General features: G+C 73.4%; 14 protein-coding genes. 6 read left to right on the top strand and 8 right to left on the bottom strand.

Translation table 11 applies throughout. The features are described from left to right. The first annotated feature begins 317 nt into the window (after nt 1-317). Genes ACGF13_RS27695 through ACGF13_RS27685 form a run of 3 tightly spaced genes read left to right on the top strand, consistent with a single transcriptional unit; the run spans nt 318 to nt 3,756 of the window. Nucleotides 318-842, top strand: coding sequence for a PadR family transcriptional regulator (locus ACGF13_RS27695; RefSeq protein ID WP_392879981.1), 525 nt, complete (start codon nt 318-320; stop codon nt 840-842). Continuing rightward, the gene (locus ACGF13_RS27690) at nt 839-1,525 is read left to right on the top strand and encodes an ABC transporter ATP-binding protein (RefSeq protein ID WP_392879978.1); all 687 of its coding nucleotides are present in this window, start codon (nt 839-841) and stop codon (nt 1,523-1,525) included. The genes ACGF13_RS27695 and ACGF13_RS27690 overlap by 4 nt, the downstream gene beginning before the upstream one ends. Beyond that, on the top strand, nt 1,522-3,756 hold the full coding sequence (locus tag ACGF13_RS27685; protein ID WP_392879977.1) for an FtsX-like permease family protein: 2,235 nt from the start codon (nt 1,522-1,524) through the stop codon (nt 3,754-3,756). Before ACGF13_RS27690 ends, ACGF13_RS27685 begins: the two co-directional genes overlap by 4 nt. A gap of 62 nt (nt 3,757-3,818) precedes the next feature. On the opposite strand, the gene ACGF13_RS27680 is transcribed toward ACGF13_RS27685, so the two are convergent. Together ACGF13_RS27680 and ACGF13_RS27675 are read right to left on the bottom strand one after the other, a co-directional pair. Beyond that, a complete protein-coding gene (locus ACGF13_RS27680) occupies nt 3,819-4,307 on the bottom strand; it encodes an NUDIX hydrolase (protein WP_392879974.1) in 489 nt (162 codons plus the stop codon). A 21-nt stretch (nt 4,308-4,328) separates the two neighbouring features. After that, nucleotides 4,329-5,816 (bottom strand): SDR family NAD(P)-dependent oxidoreductase, encoded by a 1,488-nt coding sequence (locus tag ACGF13_RS27675; RefSeq protein ID WP_392880291.1) that lies wholly within the window; start codon nt 5,814-5,816, stop codon nt 4,329-4,331. A gap of 347 nt (nt 5,817-6,163) precedes the next feature. Between ACGF13_RS27675 and ACGF13_RS27670 the strand changes: the two genes are divergently transcribed. Then, nucleotides 6,164-7,603, top strand: coding sequence for a GuaB1 family IMP dehydrogenase-related protein (locus tag ACGF13_RS27670; RefSeq protein WP_392879972.1), 1,440 nt, complete (start codon nt 6,164-6,166; stop codon nt 7,601-7,603). Here the strand turns inward: ACGF13_RS27670 and ACGF13_RS27665 are convergent. Beyond that, on the bottom strand, nt 7,564-8,475 hold the full coding sequence (locus ACGF13_RS27665; protein ID WP_392879971.1) for a DUF5995 family protein: 912 nt from the start codon (nt 8,473-8,475) through the stop codon (nt 7,564-7,566). The two genes, ACGF13_RS27670 and ACGF13_RS27665, sit on opposite strands and share 40 nt — an antisense overlap. Nucleotides 8,476-8,664: 189 nt before the next feature. Between ACGF13_RS27665 and ACGF13_RS27660 the strand changes: the two genes are divergently transcribed. After that, the gene (locus tag ACGF13_RS27660) at nt 8,665-9,504 is read left to right on the top strand and encodes a poly-gamma-glutamate hydrolase family protein (protein WP_392880289.1); all 840 of its coding nucleotides are present in this window, start codon (nt 8,665-8,667) and stop codon (nt 9,502-9,504) included. A 37-nt stretch (nt 9,505-9,541) separates the two neighbouring features. Here the strand turns inward: ACGF13_RS27660 and ACGF13_RS27655 are convergent, their stop codons facing one another. Both ACGF13_RS27655 and ACGF13_RS27650 read right to left on the bottom strand, forming a co-directional pair. Continuing rightward, entirely contained in the window at nt 9,542-9,931 is a 390-nt protein-coding gene (locus ACGF13_RS27655) for a DUF3224 domain-containing protein (protein WP_392879970.1), read from the bottom strand. A gap of 126 nt (nt 9,932-10,057) precedes the next feature. Then, nucleotides 10,058-11,152 (bottom strand): PP2C family protein-serine/threonine phosphatase, encoded by a 1,095-nt coding sequence (locus tag ACGF13_RS27650; protein WP_392879968.1) that lies wholly within the window; start codon nt 11,150-11,152, stop codon nt 10,058-10,060. 115 nt (nt 11,153-11,267) lie between these two features. Between ACGF13_RS27650 and ACGF13_RS27645 the strand changes: the two genes are divergently transcribed. Further along, nucleotides 11,268-12,218 carry an RluA family pseudouridine synthase gene (locus tag ACGF13_RS27645; protein WP_392879966.1) on the top strand — a complete coding sequence of 317 codons (951 nt, stop codon included), beginning with the start codon at nt 11,268-11,270 and terminating at the stop codon, nt 12,216-12,218. Nucleotides 12,219-12,408: 190 nt separating this feature from the next. Here ACGF13_RS27645 and ACGF13_RS27640 read toward each other — a convergent pair whose 3' ends face one another. The 3 genes from ACGF13_RS27640 to ACGF13_RS27630 form a co-directional block, all read right to left on the bottom strand. Further along, nucleotides 12,409-14,052 carry a multicopper oxidase family protein gene (locus ACGF13_RS27640; RefSeq protein WP_392879965.1) on the bottom strand — a complete coding sequence of 548 codons (1,644 nt, stop codon included), beginning with the start codon at nt 14,050-14,052 and terminating at the stop codon, nt 12,409-12,411. A 345-nt stretch (nt 14,053-14,397) separates the two neighbouring features. Beyond that, nucleotides 14,398-15,258, bottom strand: coding sequence for a DUF1259 domain-containing protein (locus ACGF13_RS27635; RefSeq protein WP_392879964.1), 861 nt, complete (start codon nt 15,256-15,258; stop codon nt 14,398-14,400). A gap of 413 nt (nt 15,259-15,671) precedes the next feature. Then, nucleotides 15,672-16,727 carry a type III polyketide synthase gene (locus ACGF13_RS27630; RefSeq protein WP_392879962.1) on the bottom strand — a complete coding sequence of 352 codons (1,056 nt, stop codon included), beginning with the start codon at nt 16,725-16,727 and terminating at the stop codon, nt 15,672-15,674. Between the last annotated feature and the right edge of the window lie 335 nt (nt 16,728-17,062).

Here is a 17,062-nt window from a genome sequence, read left to right as displayed (position 1 = left end):
CCCGTAGGACCGCCAGGGCCGCTCGGCCCCGCCGCCGGGACGTTCGGCCCTCGGCACCGACGGTGCGGACCGGGCAGGCTGGAGATCGGCGGCGTCCTCCCGGTGCTTGGGCGCGGCCGTGGCCCGGTTCGGCCGTGGGGGCGCCGGGTCGAGGTATGGGGCAGGGGGTGGTCGTGGGGTCACCCCCTGCCTGTTCCGTGCCGGTCCTCCGCCCGCTCTGCGCCCGTTCCCTGCGGCGAAGCTGACGAACTCCCAGGTCGGGGCCGTATTCTGCCCAGCTATACACTCGGGGTATACGCCGGGTGTATGTTTCCCCCATGAGTGTTCCCTTGACCCTCCTGGGGCTGCTGGAGCGTGAGCCGAGCCACGGCTACGACCTCAAGCGCGACTACGACTCCCTCTTCGGCCGCGGCAAGCCCCTTCCGTACGGCCAGGTCTACGCGACCCTCGGCCGACTGGCCCGCGACGGCAAGGTGGTGGCCGGCGAGGCGGAGCCCGGCGACGGGCCCGAGCGCAAGCGCTACGTCATCACCGAGACCGGGGCGACCGAGTTCGAGACCTGGCTCCAGGAGCCGGTCGCACCCGAGCCCAACCTCCAGTCCGTGCTGTTCACCAAGGTGGTGCTGGCCCTGATGCTGGGCCGCGACGCCGAGCACTACCTGGACACCCAGCGCGCCGCCCACCTGCGCCGGATGCGCGAACTCACCGAACTGCGCCGCACCGGCGCGCTGGTGGACGCCCTGCTCGCCGACCACGGCCTGTTCCACCTGGAGGCCGACCTCCGCTGGATCGACCTCACCGCCGCCCGACTGGACGCGCTCGCCGCGGAGGTGAAGGCATGACCACGATCCTGGAGGCCCGCGGCGTCGCCCTCTCCTTCGGCGAGACCCCCGCCCTGCGCGGGGCCGACCTGTCCGTGGAAGCCGGCGAGGTGCTCGCCATCATGGGCCCCAGCGGCTCGGGCAAGTCGACGTTACTCCACTGCCTGGCCGGCATCCTGGTGCCCGACGAGGGAGAGGTGCTGTTCGACGGGCAGCGCCTGGACACCATGCCGGAGGCCCGGCGCAGCGCCCTGCGCCGGGACCGGTTCGGCTTCGTCTTCCAGTTCGGCCAGCTGGTGCCGGAGTTGACGGCCGAGGAGAACGTCGCCCTGCCGCTGCTGCTGAACGGTGTACGCCGTGCCGCCGCGCTGGCCGAGGCCCGTCCGTGGTTCGCCCGGCTCGGCCTGGACGGCCTGGAGAGGCGCCGCTCCGGCGAGCTGTCGGGCGGTCAGGCCCAGCGGGTCGCCCTGGCCCGCGGCCTGGTGGCCCGTCCGCAGGTGCTGTTCGCCGACGAGCCGACCGGCGCGCTGGACTCGCTGACCGGCGAACAGGTGATGGAGCTGATGGTCGGTTCGGCCAGGGAGCAGGGCACCACCGTCATCCTGGTCACCCACGAGGCCAGGGTCGCCGCCTACGCCGACCGCGAGGCGGTCGTCCGCGACGGCCGGGCCCGCGCCCTCTCCGCCGGAACGGTGGCCTCGTGATCCCCTTCTCGCTCCGACTGGCCGTCAGCGGCGGCCGGGAGGCGGTGGCCCGGCTGCTGATGATCGCGGCGGCGGTCGCGATCGGGGTCGGGCTGCTGCTGTCGAGCCTCGCCAGCCTCAACGCGGTCGACCACTCCAACGGGCGGCTGCTCTGGATGAACACCGGCTCCAAGGGCTGGACCGGGACGGCCCGGGCGGACCCGCTCTGGTGGTACGGCCACGACCACTACTACCAGGGCAAGCGGATCGTCGAGTTCGACGTCGCCCCGACCGGCCCCACCTCGCCGCTGCCGCCGGGCCTCAGCAGGCTGCCGGCCCCCGGGGAGTACTACGCCTCGCCCGCCCTGGCGGAGCTGCTGCGCCAGGCCCCGGCCGTCGAACTGGGCGACCGCTTCGAGGGCCGGCCGGCCGGCACCATCGGGCCCGAGGCGCTGACCTCCCCGGACACCCTGGCCATGGTGGTCGGCCGCACCGTGGACGAGCTCAAGGGCAATCCGGAAGCCAGGCCGGTCACGGCGATCGCGACGGCGATGCCGACCGCGTGCGAGGCCGACTGCTTCGGCTTCGGCGTCCACGGCGACGCCGTGACCCTCGTCCTCAGCGTGGTGATCGGCGCGCTGATCTTCCCGGTGCTGGTCTTCATCGGCACCGCGACCCGCCTCTCCGCCGCCACCCGGGAGCAGCGCTTCGCCGCGATGCGGCTGGTGGGGGCGACGCCCCGGCAGGTGTCGGTGATGTCGGCGGTCGAGTCCACGCTCGCCTCGGTGATCGGTACGGTCGCGGGCTTCGGCGTCCACCTCGCGCTGCGCCCGCCGGTCGCCGACATGCGGCTCACCGGGGAGCGGTTCTACCTCGCGGACCTGGGCCTGCACCTGGACCAGGCGCTCGTGGTCGCGCTGGGCGTGCCGGTGGCGGCGGCGCTGGCCGCGCGGTTCGCGCTGCGCCGGGTCACCATCTCCCCGCTCGGGGTCAGCCGGAGGGTCACCCCGAAGCCGCCGCGGGCCTGGCGGCTGGTCCCGCTGCTGCTCGGCCTCGCCGAGCTGGGCTACTTCGTCGACAACCGGCCGTCGACCTCCGACGGGCAGGCCGCCGCCTACCTCACCGGGTTCGTGCTGGTGATGCTCGGCCTGGTGATCGCCGGGCCGTGGCTGACCATGGCGGCGGCCCGGGCGGTGGCCCTGCGCACCAGCCGGCCGGCCGCGCTGATCGCGGTGCGCCGACTGGCCGACGATCCGAGGGCGGGCTTCCGCGCGGTGGCGGGCCTGGTGGTGGCCCTGTTCGTGACCAGTGCGACCATCGGCATCATCGGGACCATCGACGCCAACCGGGGAGCCGAGCTGAGTGGCGACCCGGAAGTCCGCAAGTCGGTTGTCGACCTCCCGCACCGGCTGGACTCCGCGGAGACGCTCGGCGCCGTACCGGACTCCCTGGTGGCCTCCGCCCGGGCCGTCCCGGGCTTCCGGGGGCTGGTGTCGGCACACGACAACCCGACGCGGATCGGTGCCGACCCGGCCCGACCCCGCTTTCCCGCACCCGCGTTGGTGCTCTGCTCGGACCTGGCCCAGGTGCCGGTGCTGGGGCACTGCGCGCCCGGAGCGGCGGTGGCGGCCGTCCCCGTCCAGCAGTTCCTCGACCTCCGGGAGGGCGCGAACCAGGAGTGGCCGACCGCGCCGGTCCCGGCCGCGGAGGCCGCCGCGCTTCCGGTGAAGCTGCTCTACGCGACCACCGACGGCTCCTCCTCGGCCAAGGAACGACTGCGGACCCTGTTCGCCGAGGCCTACCCGAGGTACGAGGCCAGGATGGCCGAGGACTGGGGCACCGAGGCCCAGAAGCGGCTCCAGGCCTGGCGGCAGCTGGCGCACGTGGTGCTGCTGACCACCGTGCCGATCGCCGGGTGCAGCCTCGCGGTGAGCGTGGTGGCCGGGCTCTCGGACCGCCGCCGCCCGTTCGCGATGCTGCGGCTCACCGGGGCACCGCTGCGGCTGCTCCAGCGGGTGATCGGGCTGGAGAGCGCGCTGCCGCTGCTGGCGGTGTCGGCGATCGCGATCGGCACCGGCTTCGCGGCGGCGGCGATGTTCCTCAAGTCGCAGATGCAGTACGACCTGGTGTCCCCGGGCGCGGTGTACTACGGGCTGACCGGCTTCGGACTGGTCGCCTCGCTCGGGATCATCGCCTCGACGCTGCCGCTGCTGAAGCGGATCACCGGGCCAGAGGCGGCCCGTAACGGCTGATCCCGGCTCCGGCCGGCCCGCTGCCCGCTGCCCGCTGCCCCGTGCCGCCCCGTCGCCCGCCGTCAGCGGGCGACGGGGTAGCCGTGCGTCCCGTCCGCCCGCGCCACGTCCAGCCCGGGCAGCCAGCTGCCGAGGACCAGCGCGGACGGGTAGAACATCGGCTCCGGCAGCGCGTCCACCGGGAAGCGCTCCCAGCCGGCGCAGGCGTGCGGCTCGGTGACCAGCGCCTCGGCCAGGCTGGGCGGCGCCAGCACGGCGGCGGTCAGCCTGGGCCGGCCGAGCTCGTGGTCGAGGTGGACGGCGAGCACCCGCATCGCCGCGGCGGGCAGCACGATGCCGGTCTCCTCGGCGAGTTCGCGGGCCGCGGTCTGCTCGAAGGACTCGCCGAGGTCGACCTTGCCGCCGGGCAGGCTCCAGGTGGGCGGCTCGCCGGCGGTGATCCGGCGGCCGAGCAGCACCCGGCCGTCCCCGGTGGGCACGACGATCCCGGCACCGAGCAGTGGCGCGGTCGGCGGGGACGGTGCGGTGGGTACGGTCGGTGCTGTGCTCAACTCGCCATCTCCTTCAGTCGGTTACCAGTTGGCGCGCTCGTAGTCCTTGAGGAAGCAGCCGTACAGGTCCTCGCCCGCCTCGCCGCGCACGATCGGGTCGTACACCCGGGCCGCGCCGTCGACCAGGTCGAGCGGGGCGTGGAAGCCCTCGTCGGCGAGACGCATCTTGTCCGGGTGCGGGCGCTCGTCGGTGATCCAGCCGGTGTCGACGGCGGTCATCAGGATGCCGTCGGTCTGGAACATCTCCAGCGCGCTGGTGCGGGTGAGCATGTTGAGCGCGGCCTTGGCCATGTTGGTGTGCGGGTGGCCGGCGCCCTTGTAGCCGCGGGAGAACACGCCCTCCATGGCGGAGACGTTGACGACGTACTTGCGGCGGGAGCCGGAGGCGGCCATCGCCGGACGCAGCCGGCTGATCAGGATGAACGGCGCGGTGGAGTTGCAGAGCTGGACCTCCAGCAGCTCCATCGGGCCGACCTCCGAGACGGTCTGCACCCAGCTGTTGGTGTCGGCGAGGTCGGGCACCAGGCCGCCGGCGTCGATCGCGGTGCCGGCCGCGATCCGGGCGGGCGTGGCGGAGCCGGTGACCAGGGCGAGCGAGGTGACGTCCTCGGCGGCCATCCGCTGCGGGTCGCCGCTCGCCTGGTGGGGGAGGGCGGGCAGGTCGACGCTGCCGCTGCCGAAGCGGCCGATCGTGGTGGCCTGCGGCAGCTCGCCGGCCGGCAGCGGTGCGGACTCGGCGTTGACCAGCTCGCGGTAGGACTCCGGCGGGCGGCGCACGGTCTGCGCGGCGTTGTTGATCAGGATGTCCAGCGGGCCGTCGGCGGCGACCTCGTCGGCCAGCGCCATCACCTGGGCCGGGTCGCGCAGGTCGATGCCGACGATCTTGAGACGGTGGATCCACTCGGCGCTGTCCGGCATCGCCTTGAAGCGGCGGATCGCGTCGTTGGGGAAGCGGGTGGTGATGGTGGTGTGGGCGCCGTCGCGCAGCAGCATCAGCGCGATGTACATCCCGATCTTGGCGCGGCCGCCGGTGAGCAGCGCGCGCTTGCCGGTGAGGTCGGCGCGGGCGTCCCGGCGGGAGCGGTTCTTGACCGCGCAGTCCTGGCAGAGGTTGTGGTAGAAGGCGTCGACCTCGACGTACCGCTGCTTGCAGGTGTAGCAGGAGCGCGGGCGCTCCAGGATGCCGGCGATCTCGGTGGTGGTGACGGTGGTCAGGCCGAAGGCGCCGGCCGTCTCGTCGTCGATCCGGGTGGGCGCACCGGTGGCGGTGCGGGCGGTGACCGCGCGGTCGTTGGCGGTCTTGCGGGCACGGGTCTCCTGGCGGCGGCGCTGCTTGAGGGTGCGGAATATGCCGCCGACGGCCTGGCGGACGGTGATCGCGTCCGGGTGGTCCACGTGCAGCTCGTCCAGCTCGGCGAGCACCTCCAGGCAGAGCCTCAGCCGCTCGGGGTCGAGGCCGGGACCGTAGTCGATCTCCTCCTCGCCGCCCTCGATCCGGTCCTGCTCGATGTCCGTCTGCCCGATGTCGGTCTGCCCGATGCCCACGCCTGCTGTCGCTTTCCCGTTCGCCACGCCCACACGCGTGAAGCCATGCCCGTTACCGCGTGAATGCTACGGGAGCGCTCCGGACCGGGGCGAAAACCGGACGTCGGAGGGGGTCTTTGGATGATCCTCCATGTCTACGCGCGGAGCATTGATCACGGTTTGTGTACAGCCCCAGCAATGCTCCTCGAACTGGCTTTTGCCTCCACCCTCACGGAGAATCGAACGCTGGGTGCCGGGCGCCCGAGTGCGCTCCGGCGGCATCGCCGCAACCGCACCCGAGGTGTATCCCCCCAGCCAGAGAGCCCTTCTTCATGCGCTTCCTGAACGACCTCAAGCCCTCGTACGACCTCACGTACGACGACGTCTTCATGGTCCCCAGCCGTTCCGCCGTGGGCTCCCGGCAGGGCGTCGACCTCTCCTCCAACGACGGCACCGGCACCACCATCCCGCTGGTCGTGGCCAACATGACCGCCATCGCCGGCCGCCGGATGGCCGAGACCGTGGCCCGCCGCGGCGGCCTGGTCGCCATCCCGCAGGACATCCCCACCGAGGTCATCGCCGAGGTCGTCTCCTGGGTCAAGCAGCGCCACCTCGTCTTCGACACCCCGATCACGCTCGCCCCCGGCGCCACCGTGGCCGAGGCGATGTCGCTGCTGCCCAAGCGCGCGCACGGCGCCCTCGTGGTGGTCGAGGACGGCAGGCCGGTCGGCGTGGTCACCGACTCCGACTGCCAGGGCGTGGACCGCTTCACCAGCCTGGCCGACATCATGTCCCGCGAGCTGCTGGTGCTGGACGAGGGCATCGACCCGCGGACCGCCTTCGACAAGCTCACCGAGGCGCACCGCAAGCTCGCCCCCGTCGTGGACGGCGAGGGCCGGCTGGTCGGCATCCTCACCCGCAAGGGCGCGCTGCGCGCCACCCTGTACACCCCGGCCGTGGACGCGGCCGGCAAGCTGCGGATCGCCGCCACCGTCGGCATCAACGGCGACGTCGCGGGCAAGGCCAAGGCGCTGATCGACGCCGGTGCCGACGTGCTGGTCGTCGACACCGCGCACGGCCACCAGGAGTCCATGATCAGCGCGCTGCGCGCGGTGCGCGGCCTGGACCCGCAGATCCCGATCGTGGCCGGCAACGTGGTCTCCGCCGCCGGCGTCCGCGACCTGGTCGAGGCGGGTGCCGACATCCTCAAGGTCGGCGTCGGCCCCGGCGCCATGTGCACCACCCGGATGATGACCGGCGTCGGCCGGCCGCAGTTCTCCGCCGTCCTGGAGTGCGCCGCCGAGGCCCGCCGGCTCGGCAAGCACGTCTGGGCCGACGGCGGCGTGCGCCACCCGCGCGACGTCGCGATGGCGCTGGCCGCCGGCGCCTCCAACGTGATGATCGGTTCCTGGTTCGCCGGGACCTACGAGTCCCCGGGCGACCTCCAGACCGCCGCCGACGGCCGCCAGTACAAGGAGAGCTTCGGCATGGCCTCGGCCCGCGCGGTGAGCAACCGCACCGCCCAGGACTCCTCGTACGACCGGGCCCGCAAGGCGCTGTTCGAGGAGGGCATCTCGCACTCCCGGATGTTCCTCGACCCGGCCCGGCCGGGTGTCGAGGACCTGATCGACTCGATCATCGCGGGCGTCCGCAGCTCCTGCACCTACGCGGGCGCCGGCAGCCTGGAGGAGTTCCACGAGAAGGCCATCGTGGGCATCCAGAGCGCGGCGGGCTACGCCGAGGGCAAGCCGCTGCACTCCAGCTGGGCCTGATCGCCGCGGGCCGTCCGGTTCCTCGCCTCGGGGAGCCGGACGGTTGCGGCTGCGGTTGTGCTTGCGGTTGCGGCCGGTGCGGGGGAGGGGTGCCCGGTGCCCGGGAGGGTGTCCTGGCCGTCCTCCGGCCCGGTGTCCCCGGTGCCCGGCTCGGGTGGGAACAGGGACCGGAGCGGGAGCAGCAGGGCGCGGCCGAGCAGTCCGACCGAACCGTCCAGCGCGGTGGCGAAGGCCCGGGCGGCGCCCGGCAGGTGCCGCAGGCCCCACAGGGTCTCGACGGCGCCCCAGGCGCTCTCGCGGGCGGCCCCGACCGACCAGGCGCCGAGCAGGTGGGTGAGCGGCTCGGCGAGCTCCAGCAGGTCGGGCCCGGGCATCAGCTGCTCCCGGGCGGCCGTCTCCACCTCGGCCAGCACCCGGTTGATCCGGCGGTAGTCCTCCTCGACGTCGGCCGGCCCGCAGCCCCGGCGGCGGCAGGTGTCCACGACGGCCAGCGGCAGGTCGTGCTGGATGTGGGCGGTCATTCCGGCCAGCGCGAACTGCAGCGGGTGCACGCCCGGGTGGGCGCGCAGCGCGAACAGCGGCCGCCAGCAGGCGGGTGGCTCCTGCCCGGCCGCGTCGGCGGCCACGGCCCGCAGGTACCGCCCGGCGAACACCACGTCCAGCTCGGCCACCGCCGACGGGTCGGCGAAGTACCCGGTGCCCAGCCGTTCGAGGACCGCCTCCGTCACGGTGAGGTAGAGCCGGTCGAAGACCGCCACCCCGTCGGCCGGGGGCAGCGCCGCCCCGATCTCCCGCAGCCGGCCGACCACCTGCTCGATCGTCTCCGCCTCCGCGTTCACCGCCGTCGTACGATCCACCGCAGTGTCGGGCATGTGCCACCCTCCGATGTCGATCGTGCACTGATCGCATCATCGTGACAGCGTGGGCGGGCGCTCCAGCGGACGCGGCCCGCGTCCGTCGAGCCGGTGTCGCACCGTCAGGCCGATCCCGCCGTGACATGGCGTCGACTTGGTGACGGCGTTACGGGGTCTTTGCCTATCGCCCACCTCCTGTCATGATCCCTGACCGTGATCAATCGTCGAACCCTGATCGCCGCGCTCGCCGCGGCCCCGGCCCTCAGCACCCTCGGCGCCGCCGTGGGAAGCACCCCCGCGAGCGCCGCCGCCGACCTCTACCCCTCCAACACGGCCCTCTACGCCAGCTCGACCGTGGTCGAGGGCGTGGACTACGGCCGCCGCTACCGCAGGCACCTGATCGACGACCAGAGCCTGCAGAGCCGTACGCCGTTCGTCCGGACCACCGTCATCGCCCCGCACGGCGGCGGCATCGAGGTCGGCACCTCCGAACTGTGCCTGGCCATCGCCGGCTACCACCCGGCCGACCTCACCCCGACCCCGGCCGCCGGGCCGGTGCACGACTTCTGGATGTTCGAGGGCCTGCGCTCCTCCAACAACAGCGAACTGCACGTCACCTCGACCCACTGCGACGACGCGGTGGCCCGCGCCATGTGCGCCGGCAGCCGCAACGTGGTGTCGCTGCACGGCTGCACCGCCGCCCAGGCCGGCCTGGAGGCCGGCGCCCAGGCCGTGCTCGTCGGCGGCCTGAACGCCACCCTCCGGCAGTACCTGATGGAGGAGTTCGCGGCGGCGGGCATCCGGGCCGTGACCGCCTCCGGCGAGGAGGAGATCGCGGGCATCTCCCCGGACAACATCTGCAACCGCAGCCTGCTCGGTATGGGCGCCCAGCTGGAGATGACCACCGACCTGCGGGTCGCGATGTTCGCGCCGGGCAAGAACACCCGCGCCGAGCGGGCGACCAACACCCTGCCGCTGTTCTGGAGCTACACGAACGCGGTCCGGACCGCGATCCAGCGGCTGGAGGCGGGCCAGCCCGTCCTCTGACGGCTCGGGCAGCCGGCTGCGCGCGCCGCAGCCGGCGTCAGCCCAGCTCGTACTCCAGGACGTAGGTGTGGGTGCCGGACTCGTCGACGGTGAGCCGGAACTCCCCGGTGATCCCGGCCGGCTCGCCCGTGCCCGTGCCCGGCACCACGCGTATCGTCGTGCCGGTCGTGCCCCAGGCCGCGTGCTGGAGCACGAACGAGCCCTCGCGCCCGCCCAGTTCACCCGTTACGTGCTCCACCGCGACGTACGAGGCCGGGCTGCCGGTGGGGCCCGCGACCGAGAGCATCCGCACCTCGCTCGCCCCGCTCAGCCCGCCGGTGAAGGTCCTGGCGATGCCGACCCGCCCGAAGGACGCGCCCTCCCGCTCCTCCGTCTCCACCGGCTCGAACGCCGTCAACTCGAACGACCCGCTTGCCCTGCTCCCCATGACACCGTCCCCTCGTCGACCGTCGACATCCTGGGCGGCCGGCTCCCCGCCGACCGTGAACCGAGCCTTGCACACGGCACTGACAATCGCGTCCGGCCGCTTCCCGGAGCCGCCGGCGCGGCCCGGTCACGGCTCCCAGCGGATCGCCAGCACCGCCGCGTCGTCGGCCAGCCCGGCGTCCCCGACCCAGCCGCCGACGTCCGCCAGCACGGAGTCCAGCAGGTCCGCCGGGGTGCTGCCGTGCAGGCCGGGCAGCTGTTCCGTGATCGGGTAGAAGCGGCCCCCGGCGTCCCGGGCCTCCGACACCCCGTCGGTGTGCAGGAGCAGCAGGTCGCCCGGCTCCGGGTCGAACCGCCGGTCCGGGTACGCGTCGCCGGTGAGCCCGAGCAGCCCCAGCGGCGGCGCCGGGAAAGGGGGCCCCAGCTCGCTCACCCGGCCCGCCCGGCGCAGCAGCGGGGGCGGATGGCCGCAGTTCACCAGTCGCACGGGCCCCCGGTCCGGCGCCACGTCGAGCAGCAGCGCGGTGGCGAACCGTCCCTCGTCCCGCTGCCGGGCGGCGAGCGCCGCGTCCAGCCGCTCGGCGAGCCGCCCGGGGTCGGGCTCGGTCCGTGCGGCCTCCCGGAACACCCCGAGGACGTCCGCCGCCGTCTCCACCGCCGGGAGGCCGTGCCCCTGGACGTCCCCGAGCAGGATGCGCACCCCGAAGCGGGTCTCCTCCACGGCGTACAGGTCCCCGCCGATCCGGGCCTCGGCGGCCGCCGCCACGTACCGCACGGCCAGGCGCAGCGGCCCGATCCGCTCCGGTGGCGGGCGCAGCAGGGCCCGCTGCGCCGCCTCGGCCACCGTCCGGACCTGGAACAGCTCGCGCTCGCGGGCCGCCACCAGGACGACGCTGGCCGCGCTGGCCAGGGTCGCGGCGAGCACCGTGATCAGCGCGGTGACGTGCACCCCGGTCGGCAGATCGGTGTTGGTGGACTCCAGCAGCCCGACCGCGAGGACGGCGATCGCCCCGGCGATCAGCGGCACCCGGGCCGTGCGGGTGGCCGCTCCGGCCAGCACCGGCGCCACCGCGAGGACGGGGGAGAGCGTCGTGCCGGGGCCGGTCACCAGATCGGCCACGACGGCGCCGACCAGCAGCGCGAAGGAGGCGTACAGCAGCAGCCGGGCGCGTCGCGGCACGTGCAGCGGCGGCATACCGGCCGAGCCGTCGGCGGCGGTCACGCGTCCTCCAGAGCTGAGCGGCTGAGCGGGCCTACCGTCCACTCTGCTCTGCGCCCCCGCGGGCGGCACCTCGGACGAGGACGGCCGGGCGCACCCGACTAGGCTGGGCCGCGAGATGAGACGAAAGAGCCGCCGCCCGGCCTCCCCCCTCCCACAGCGCAACGGCGTGGACCCGGTGCACCTGCGGCTGCCGGCCGAGGGTCCCTGGCCGACCGTTCGCGCCCACCTGGTCGAGCGGCTGCCGGCCGTGGCGGCCGAGCGGATCGACGCGGCGTTGCACGGGCGGGAGATCGTCGGCGAGGACGGGCCGGTCGCGCCCGACGCGCCGTTCCGGCCCGGCGCGCACCTGTGGTTCTACCGGGACCTGCCGGACGAGGTCCGCGTCCCGTTCGACCTGGAGGTGCTGCACCGGGACGATCACCTGGTCGTCGTCGACAAGCCGCACTTCCTGGCCACCACCCCGCGCGGCAGGCACGTCGTCGAGACGGCCCTCTCCCGGCTGCGGCACGCCCTCGACCTGCCCGCGCTGAGCCCCGCCCACCGGCTCGACCGGCTCACCGCCGGCCTGGCCATGTTCGTGGTCAGGCCGGAGGACCGCGGCGCCTACCAGACCCTCTTCCACGACCGGCTGGTCCGCAAGGAGTACCGGGCCGTCGCCCCCTACGACCCGGCGCTGAGCCTGCCGCGCACCGTCCGCAGCCACATCGTCAAGGAACGGGGCGTGATCGCGGCCCGCGAGGTCGACGCCCCGCCGAACAGCGAGAGCCGGATCGATCTGCTCGACCACCGCGACGGCCTCGCCCGCTACCGGCTCCGCCCGCTCACCGGACGCACCCACCAGCTGCGCCTGCACATGTGCGGGCTCGGCGTGCCGATCCTCGGCGACCCGGTCTACCCGGTGGTGCTGCCCGAACCGGCTCCGGACGACTTCCGCCGCCCGCTCCAGCTCCTCGCCTCCGCTGTCGAGTTCACCGACCCGCTGACCGGCCGCGAGTGCCGTTTCGAGAGCCGCCGCACCCTGTCCGCCTGGACCGACCCGGAGGGCTGGGCTCTCGGCGCGTCCTAGGTTCGGCGAACGACGGGCCCCTGGGCCCGGTGGCCGATCCGCCGCCCGGCCCGTGGCGCGATCGCGGGGCCGTGAACGCGGCACTGCCCACCGCTCCGCACTCCTCGGGAGTCTCGCGGGCCCTGGGTGCCCGCGAGACCGGCTCACGACCGTGATCACAGGAAGTCGAACGCCGGGATGCCCGACAGGGTCAGGCCCGGACGCCGACGCGGTGCCCGTGGCGGTATCGACCGTGCTGCCGCTGCCGCCGCCGACCCGTTCCGGACGCCGACGATCCGGACCGGCCGGCTCCGAACCCGGAGGCATCCGAGGACGAGGACGAGTCGGTCTCGTCCGACTCCTGGTCGGAGTCTTCCGGCGCTGAGGCCAGCACGTCGATCCGGCCCATCTGGCCGTGCGAGGAATGCACCATGTGGTGGCAGTGATAGACGTACTGGCCCGGGTAGTCGCCCCAGGTCATGGCAATCCGGACGGTCTCGCCCGGATTGATCGGGACGGTGTCCTTCAGCCCGGCCTCGGCCGGGCCGACCGGCTCCCCGTCGCGGTCCAGCACCCGGAACCGCACCAGATGGGTGTGGAAGGAGTGGGGGGCGTGGAAGACCCCGGCCGGCTTGCGGGTGAGGTGGTTGTGGATCGTCCAGATCTCGCTGGAGCCGAGGGTGGTCCGCACATCGGTCCGGTCCGGGTCGTACTTGCGCCCGTTGATCCTGGTGTCCGGGAAGGTCGTCAGCCAGAACTCCCGATGCACCGTCGCCTCCGGGACCGGCGGCAGGGTGGCCAGGACGTCCGGGATCCGGCTACGGTCCTCGGCCTCCCGGGTGATGTCGAAACGCAGCACCTCGGACCGCTCGGTCTCCAGCGCGGCCGTGTTCTCCAGTACCACCGATTCGCCGACCGGGTAGCGGGCGAAGTCCACCACGATCTCGGCGCGTTCGGCGCCGGCCAGGGTCAGTTCCTCCAACTGCACCGGCCCGGCGAGCAGCCCGCCGTCGGAGGCGATCTGGGTGAACGGCTCGCCGTCGGCGAGGCGCAGCGATACGTGGCGGTTGGGTGAGACGTTGAAGACCCGCAGGCGGTACTTGCGCGCCGCCACCTCGAAGTAGGGCCGCTCCTTGCCGTTGACCAGCATGTGCGGGCACTCGTACGGGTCGGTGTAGACCAGCCTGCCGTCCGTCTCGATCCGGGCGTCCCGGATCAGCAGTGGGATGTCGAACTCGCCGCTCGGCAGCGGCAGGCCGCTCTCGTGCGGGTCGCTGAGCAGGTAGGCGCCGGCCAGACCGCGGTAGACGTTCTCGGCCTCCAGCTGGTGCGCGTGGTCGTGGTACCAGAGCGAGGCGGCCACCTGTTCGTTGGGGTAGCGGTACTCGCGGGTCTCGCCGGGCTCGACGAGGTCCATCGGCAGGCCGTCGTACCGCGACGGCACATTGCCGCCGTGCAGGTGGACGGAGGTGTGCACGCTCAGGTCGTTGGTCTGCTGGACCACCACCTCCCGGCCCTTGACCGCCCGGATGGTCGGACCGGGGAAGCAGTCGCCGTAGGTCCGGACGGTGGTCAGCAGCCCCTTGACGATCTCCACCTCCGTCTCGGCCATCCGCAGCCGGTACAGGTCCGAGGAGTCTGTCCGCGACACCGGACTCAGCACCGGGGGCACCCGCATGGCGTGTTCGAAGGGGACGATCCGGGCGGCCCGCCTCCTGGGCCCCGACCTGGCCGGACCGGCCAGCAGTGCGGCCGGCGCGGCATGGGCCGGGCTCGGTGTGAGGCCCCATGGGAAGAGGGCGACCACAGGGCCGCCTATGGTGGCGGCCCTGAGGAGGTCTCGTCGGTTCAGCATCCTCGGTTTCTCCGTCCAGGACTCGGCGGTCGGTACGCCGCCAAGCGGGTGGTCGCCGGTCGTGGCCTCCGTCCGCCCCGCCCAGCGGCTGCTGCGCCCACGACGGCGCACGGCCGGGCGTTGCGGATCGTGGCAACAGTGCTGCGCTCCGTCACCGCCCATCGGGCTCAGTATCAGTGAGCTTCGTGCGCTCCGCATCGCGACCGAACCTGCCGGGAACCAGGGCGCCCCCCTCGGGACGGCCGGCGGCCACTTGGCGCGGGGGCGGGGGGAGTCCCGGGTGCGCTCCCGGCAGCCGGCCGCGCTCGTCGGACATGGCCGAGGCTTGCCACCGGCGCCGGTCGGTCAGGCGGTGGCCGGCACGACATTGGTGGCGGCGACCGCGGGGCGGACCGCTCTGGCCAGGGCCACGGCATCGCCCTCGGCCCAGATGTGGGTGAAGAAGAGGCGCGGTTCGTCCGTCAGACCGTGGTTGTGGAGTTCGACCAGGTCGATACCGCCCCGCCGCAGCGCCGCGTGCGCCTCCTGGACCTCGGCGGCGACCATGGAGAGGTCGCCGCTGAGCGCGGCCCGTCCCCCGCCGAGCGGCTGGAAGTTGAAGGCCGAGGTCGCGCCCAGGCCGGCCGGCAGGACGTGCCCCTCCTCCATGATGGTCTCGCGGCGGACGAAGACGCAGGCGTAGACGTCCTCGCTGCTCGTGCCCTTGGCGCCCAGCGCGGCATCGATGCCGGCGGTGTCCAGATCGAGGGGGCAGGGCGGGTGGGGCCGGTACGGGTGGGGCGGTGGAGTGCCGGTGGAGTCGAGCGCGGTCCGCAGCCCGCGGGCCAGTGCCGCGGCATCATGGCCGTGTGCGCAGACATGGGTCCACCAGACGTCAGGAGTCTGGGCCGGCAGGTGTTTGTGGATGGCGGTCTGGGCGATCCCGTGGGCATGGAGGGCGTCGGTCAGGGCCGGCAGTTCATCTGCGGTGACCACCAGATCGCCCATCAGCAGCGTGCCGCCGTCGTCGTACCGGGCGAAGGAGACGTGCGAGCCCAGTGCGAGCCCGGGGCTGACGACGACGCCGCGGCTGACCACGTGCAGGTCGTGCCGGGGGAAGGGCGTGTGGTGGTAGGTCCCGCGGATGAGCCTGCCCGGCCGGCCGAGAGCCCGCACGACGTCGACCCAGTCCGCCTCGGTGGTGGGCACCGGGGTGGGCACCGGCACGGCCGGCTGACCACCGCCGGGAGCACGGGCTGTAGCCGACTGTGCGGCGGTGTCACATCCCAGGCCGACCAGCACCGGCGCCAGCCCGGCCACCGCCAGCAGCGGCCGTCGTGGGACAGTGGGGGGAATACTCTTCCCGGGCGTTCCGTCTCCGATCTTCACAGGCACACCTCCAGAGCCGAAGGCAAACACAGGAGTCGGTCCCCGCGTTGTTGCCACGGCGGTGCGCCGGCACCGACCCCCGTCCGGATCGACCGGTCGGAGTACGCCGGCGGCCGGACGGGCGGCCGGATGGAGGAGCGGGGGCACGGGACGGTAGCCACCCGACAGCGCCACCCGGCACCCTGGGCGACCGGACCCACGACGGCCTCGACCGGCCCGGCCCCGGAAGGTGGAGCGCTCTCCTTCGCGCGTCAGGAATCGGGCGATGCCCAGGTGCCCAGGGACATCTCGGCGGTGATACCCGGGCCGAACCCGGCCAGCAGCCCGTGGTGGCCGTCGAGAGCCGACCTCTCGTCGAACATCCGGGCCAGGGCGTCGAGCACGACCGCACTGGCGATGTTGCCGTACTCGGTGAGGGTGGCCCGGCTGAAGCGGAACGCCTCGGACGGCACCTCCAGGAAGTGGCTCAGGTCGTCCAGGATCCGTGGGCCGCCGGCGTGGACGATGTAGAAGTCCAGCATGCCCACGTCCCAGTGGTGCTGCTCCGCCACCGCACGCAGGGCCGGGCTGAGGGGCTCCATCGTCCCCGGCACCCGTCTGTCCAGCTGGAAGTGGAACCCGGTGGAGCGGACCGCGTAGGAGATCCACTCCTCGGTGTGCGGGATGAGGTAGGAGCCGTTACGCTCCAACCGGATCCCGGTCCCGCCCTCGCCCCGGACCACGGCGGCGGCGATCCCGTCGCCGAACAGGCCGTTGGACAGCAGCGATCCCACGCCCAGGTCGGTGGGCTGGTAGCACAGCGAGCAGAACTCGCAGGCGACGATCAGCACGTTGGCGCCCGGGTAGGCCGAACAGAAGTCATGGGCCCGGTTCACCGCCGCACCTCCGGCCGCACAGCCCAGTTGTGCGATCGGCAGCTGCCGGGTCTCCGGCCGGAAGCCCAGCTTGTTGATCAGCCACGCCGTGAGCGACGGCATCATGAAACCGGTGCACGACACATAGACGATCAGGTCGATCTGTGACGGCTCCACTTGGGCATGTTCGAGGGCCCTGAGCACGACCGTCGGGACGCGGGCCCTGGACTCGGCCTCGAAGACGGCGCTCCGCTCGTCCAGCCCCGGGTGCTTCAGCACCACGTCGATGGGTTGGATCAGATGCCGCTTCCGCACTCTGGTGTTCTTGATGAGGCGCAACGCCAGATCGAGCTGGGGATGGTCGGGGTGGAGTCGGCGTGCCAGTTCGAGGGTTTCCTCGTTGGTGATGACGTGCTCTGGCACAGCTATCGCCGGTCTGCACAGAACGGCCATGGGACTGCCTCCTGACGGGCGGAGTTCCCGGTGCGACCCCGGCCGGGCGGGGAGTTCATCACTCGACGGCAGCCGCCGCGAGCCGGACGCGTCGAGACGGCGAGGCGGCGGGACTCACCGGGCGGGGCCCAACAGCACGGCGGACGAGCCGGCAGGGCGAGGATCGGATGCTCGCCGTGCGGGCGGTCGTGTCGGCCGCGAGTTGGTTCGAGCCACGTCATCCCAATGTACGGAAGGTGGGTTCGGCGCGGCCCGGGGGGCGCCCCCCCCCCCCCGGGGGGGGGCCCCCGGGGGGGCCCCCCCGGAGACGGCCGGGGGGCCGCCCCCCCCCGCCC

This window comes from Kitasatospora sp. NPDC048286 (genome assembly GCF_043201735.1).
Lineage (GTDB): Bacteria > Actinomycetota > Actinomycetes > Streptomycetales > Streptomycetaceae > Kitasatospora.
Note: the sequence above shows the minus strand (reverse complement) of the source record. Positions and strands in the feature narration are given on the sequence as shown.

What these genes read in the sequence shown, in the direction of transcription:
- ACGF13_RS27695 (WP_392879981.1), top strand. Translation starts at nt 318, where the DNA reads ATGAGTGTTCCCTTGACCCTCCTGGGGCTGCTGGAGCGTGAGCCGAGC.
- ACGF13_RS27690 (WP_392879978.1), top strand. Translation starts at nt 839, where the DNA reads ATGACCACGATCCTGGAGGCCCGCGGCGTCGCCCTCTCCTTCGGCGAG.
- ACGF13_RS27670 (WP_392879972.1), top strand. Translation starts at nt 6,164, where the DNA reads ATGCGCTTCCTGAACGACCTCAAGCCCTCGTACGACCTCACGTACGAC.
- ACGF13_RS27665 (WP_392879971.1), bottom strand. Translation starts at nt 8,475, where the DNA reads ATGCCCGACACTGCGGTGGATCGTACGACGGCGGTGAACGCGGAGGCG.
- ACGF13_RS27655 (WP_392879970.1), bottom strand. Translation starts at nt 9,931, where the DNA reads ATGGGGAGCAGGGCAAGCGGGTCGTTCGAGTTGACGGCGTTCGAGCCG.
- ACGF13_RS27645 (WP_392879966.1), top strand. Translation starts at nt 11,268, where the DNA reads ATGAGACGAAAGAGCCGCCGCCCGGCCTCCCCCCTCCCACAGCGCAAC.
- ACGF13_RS27640 (WP_392879965.1), bottom strand. Translation starts at nt 14,052, where the DNA reads ATGCTGAACCGACGAGACCTCCTCAGGGCCGCCACCATAGGCGGCCCT.
- ACGF13_RS27630 (WP_392879962.1), bottom strand. Translation starts at nt 16,727, where the DNA reads ATGGCCGTTCTGTGCAGACCGGCGATAGCTGTGCCAGAGCACGTCATC.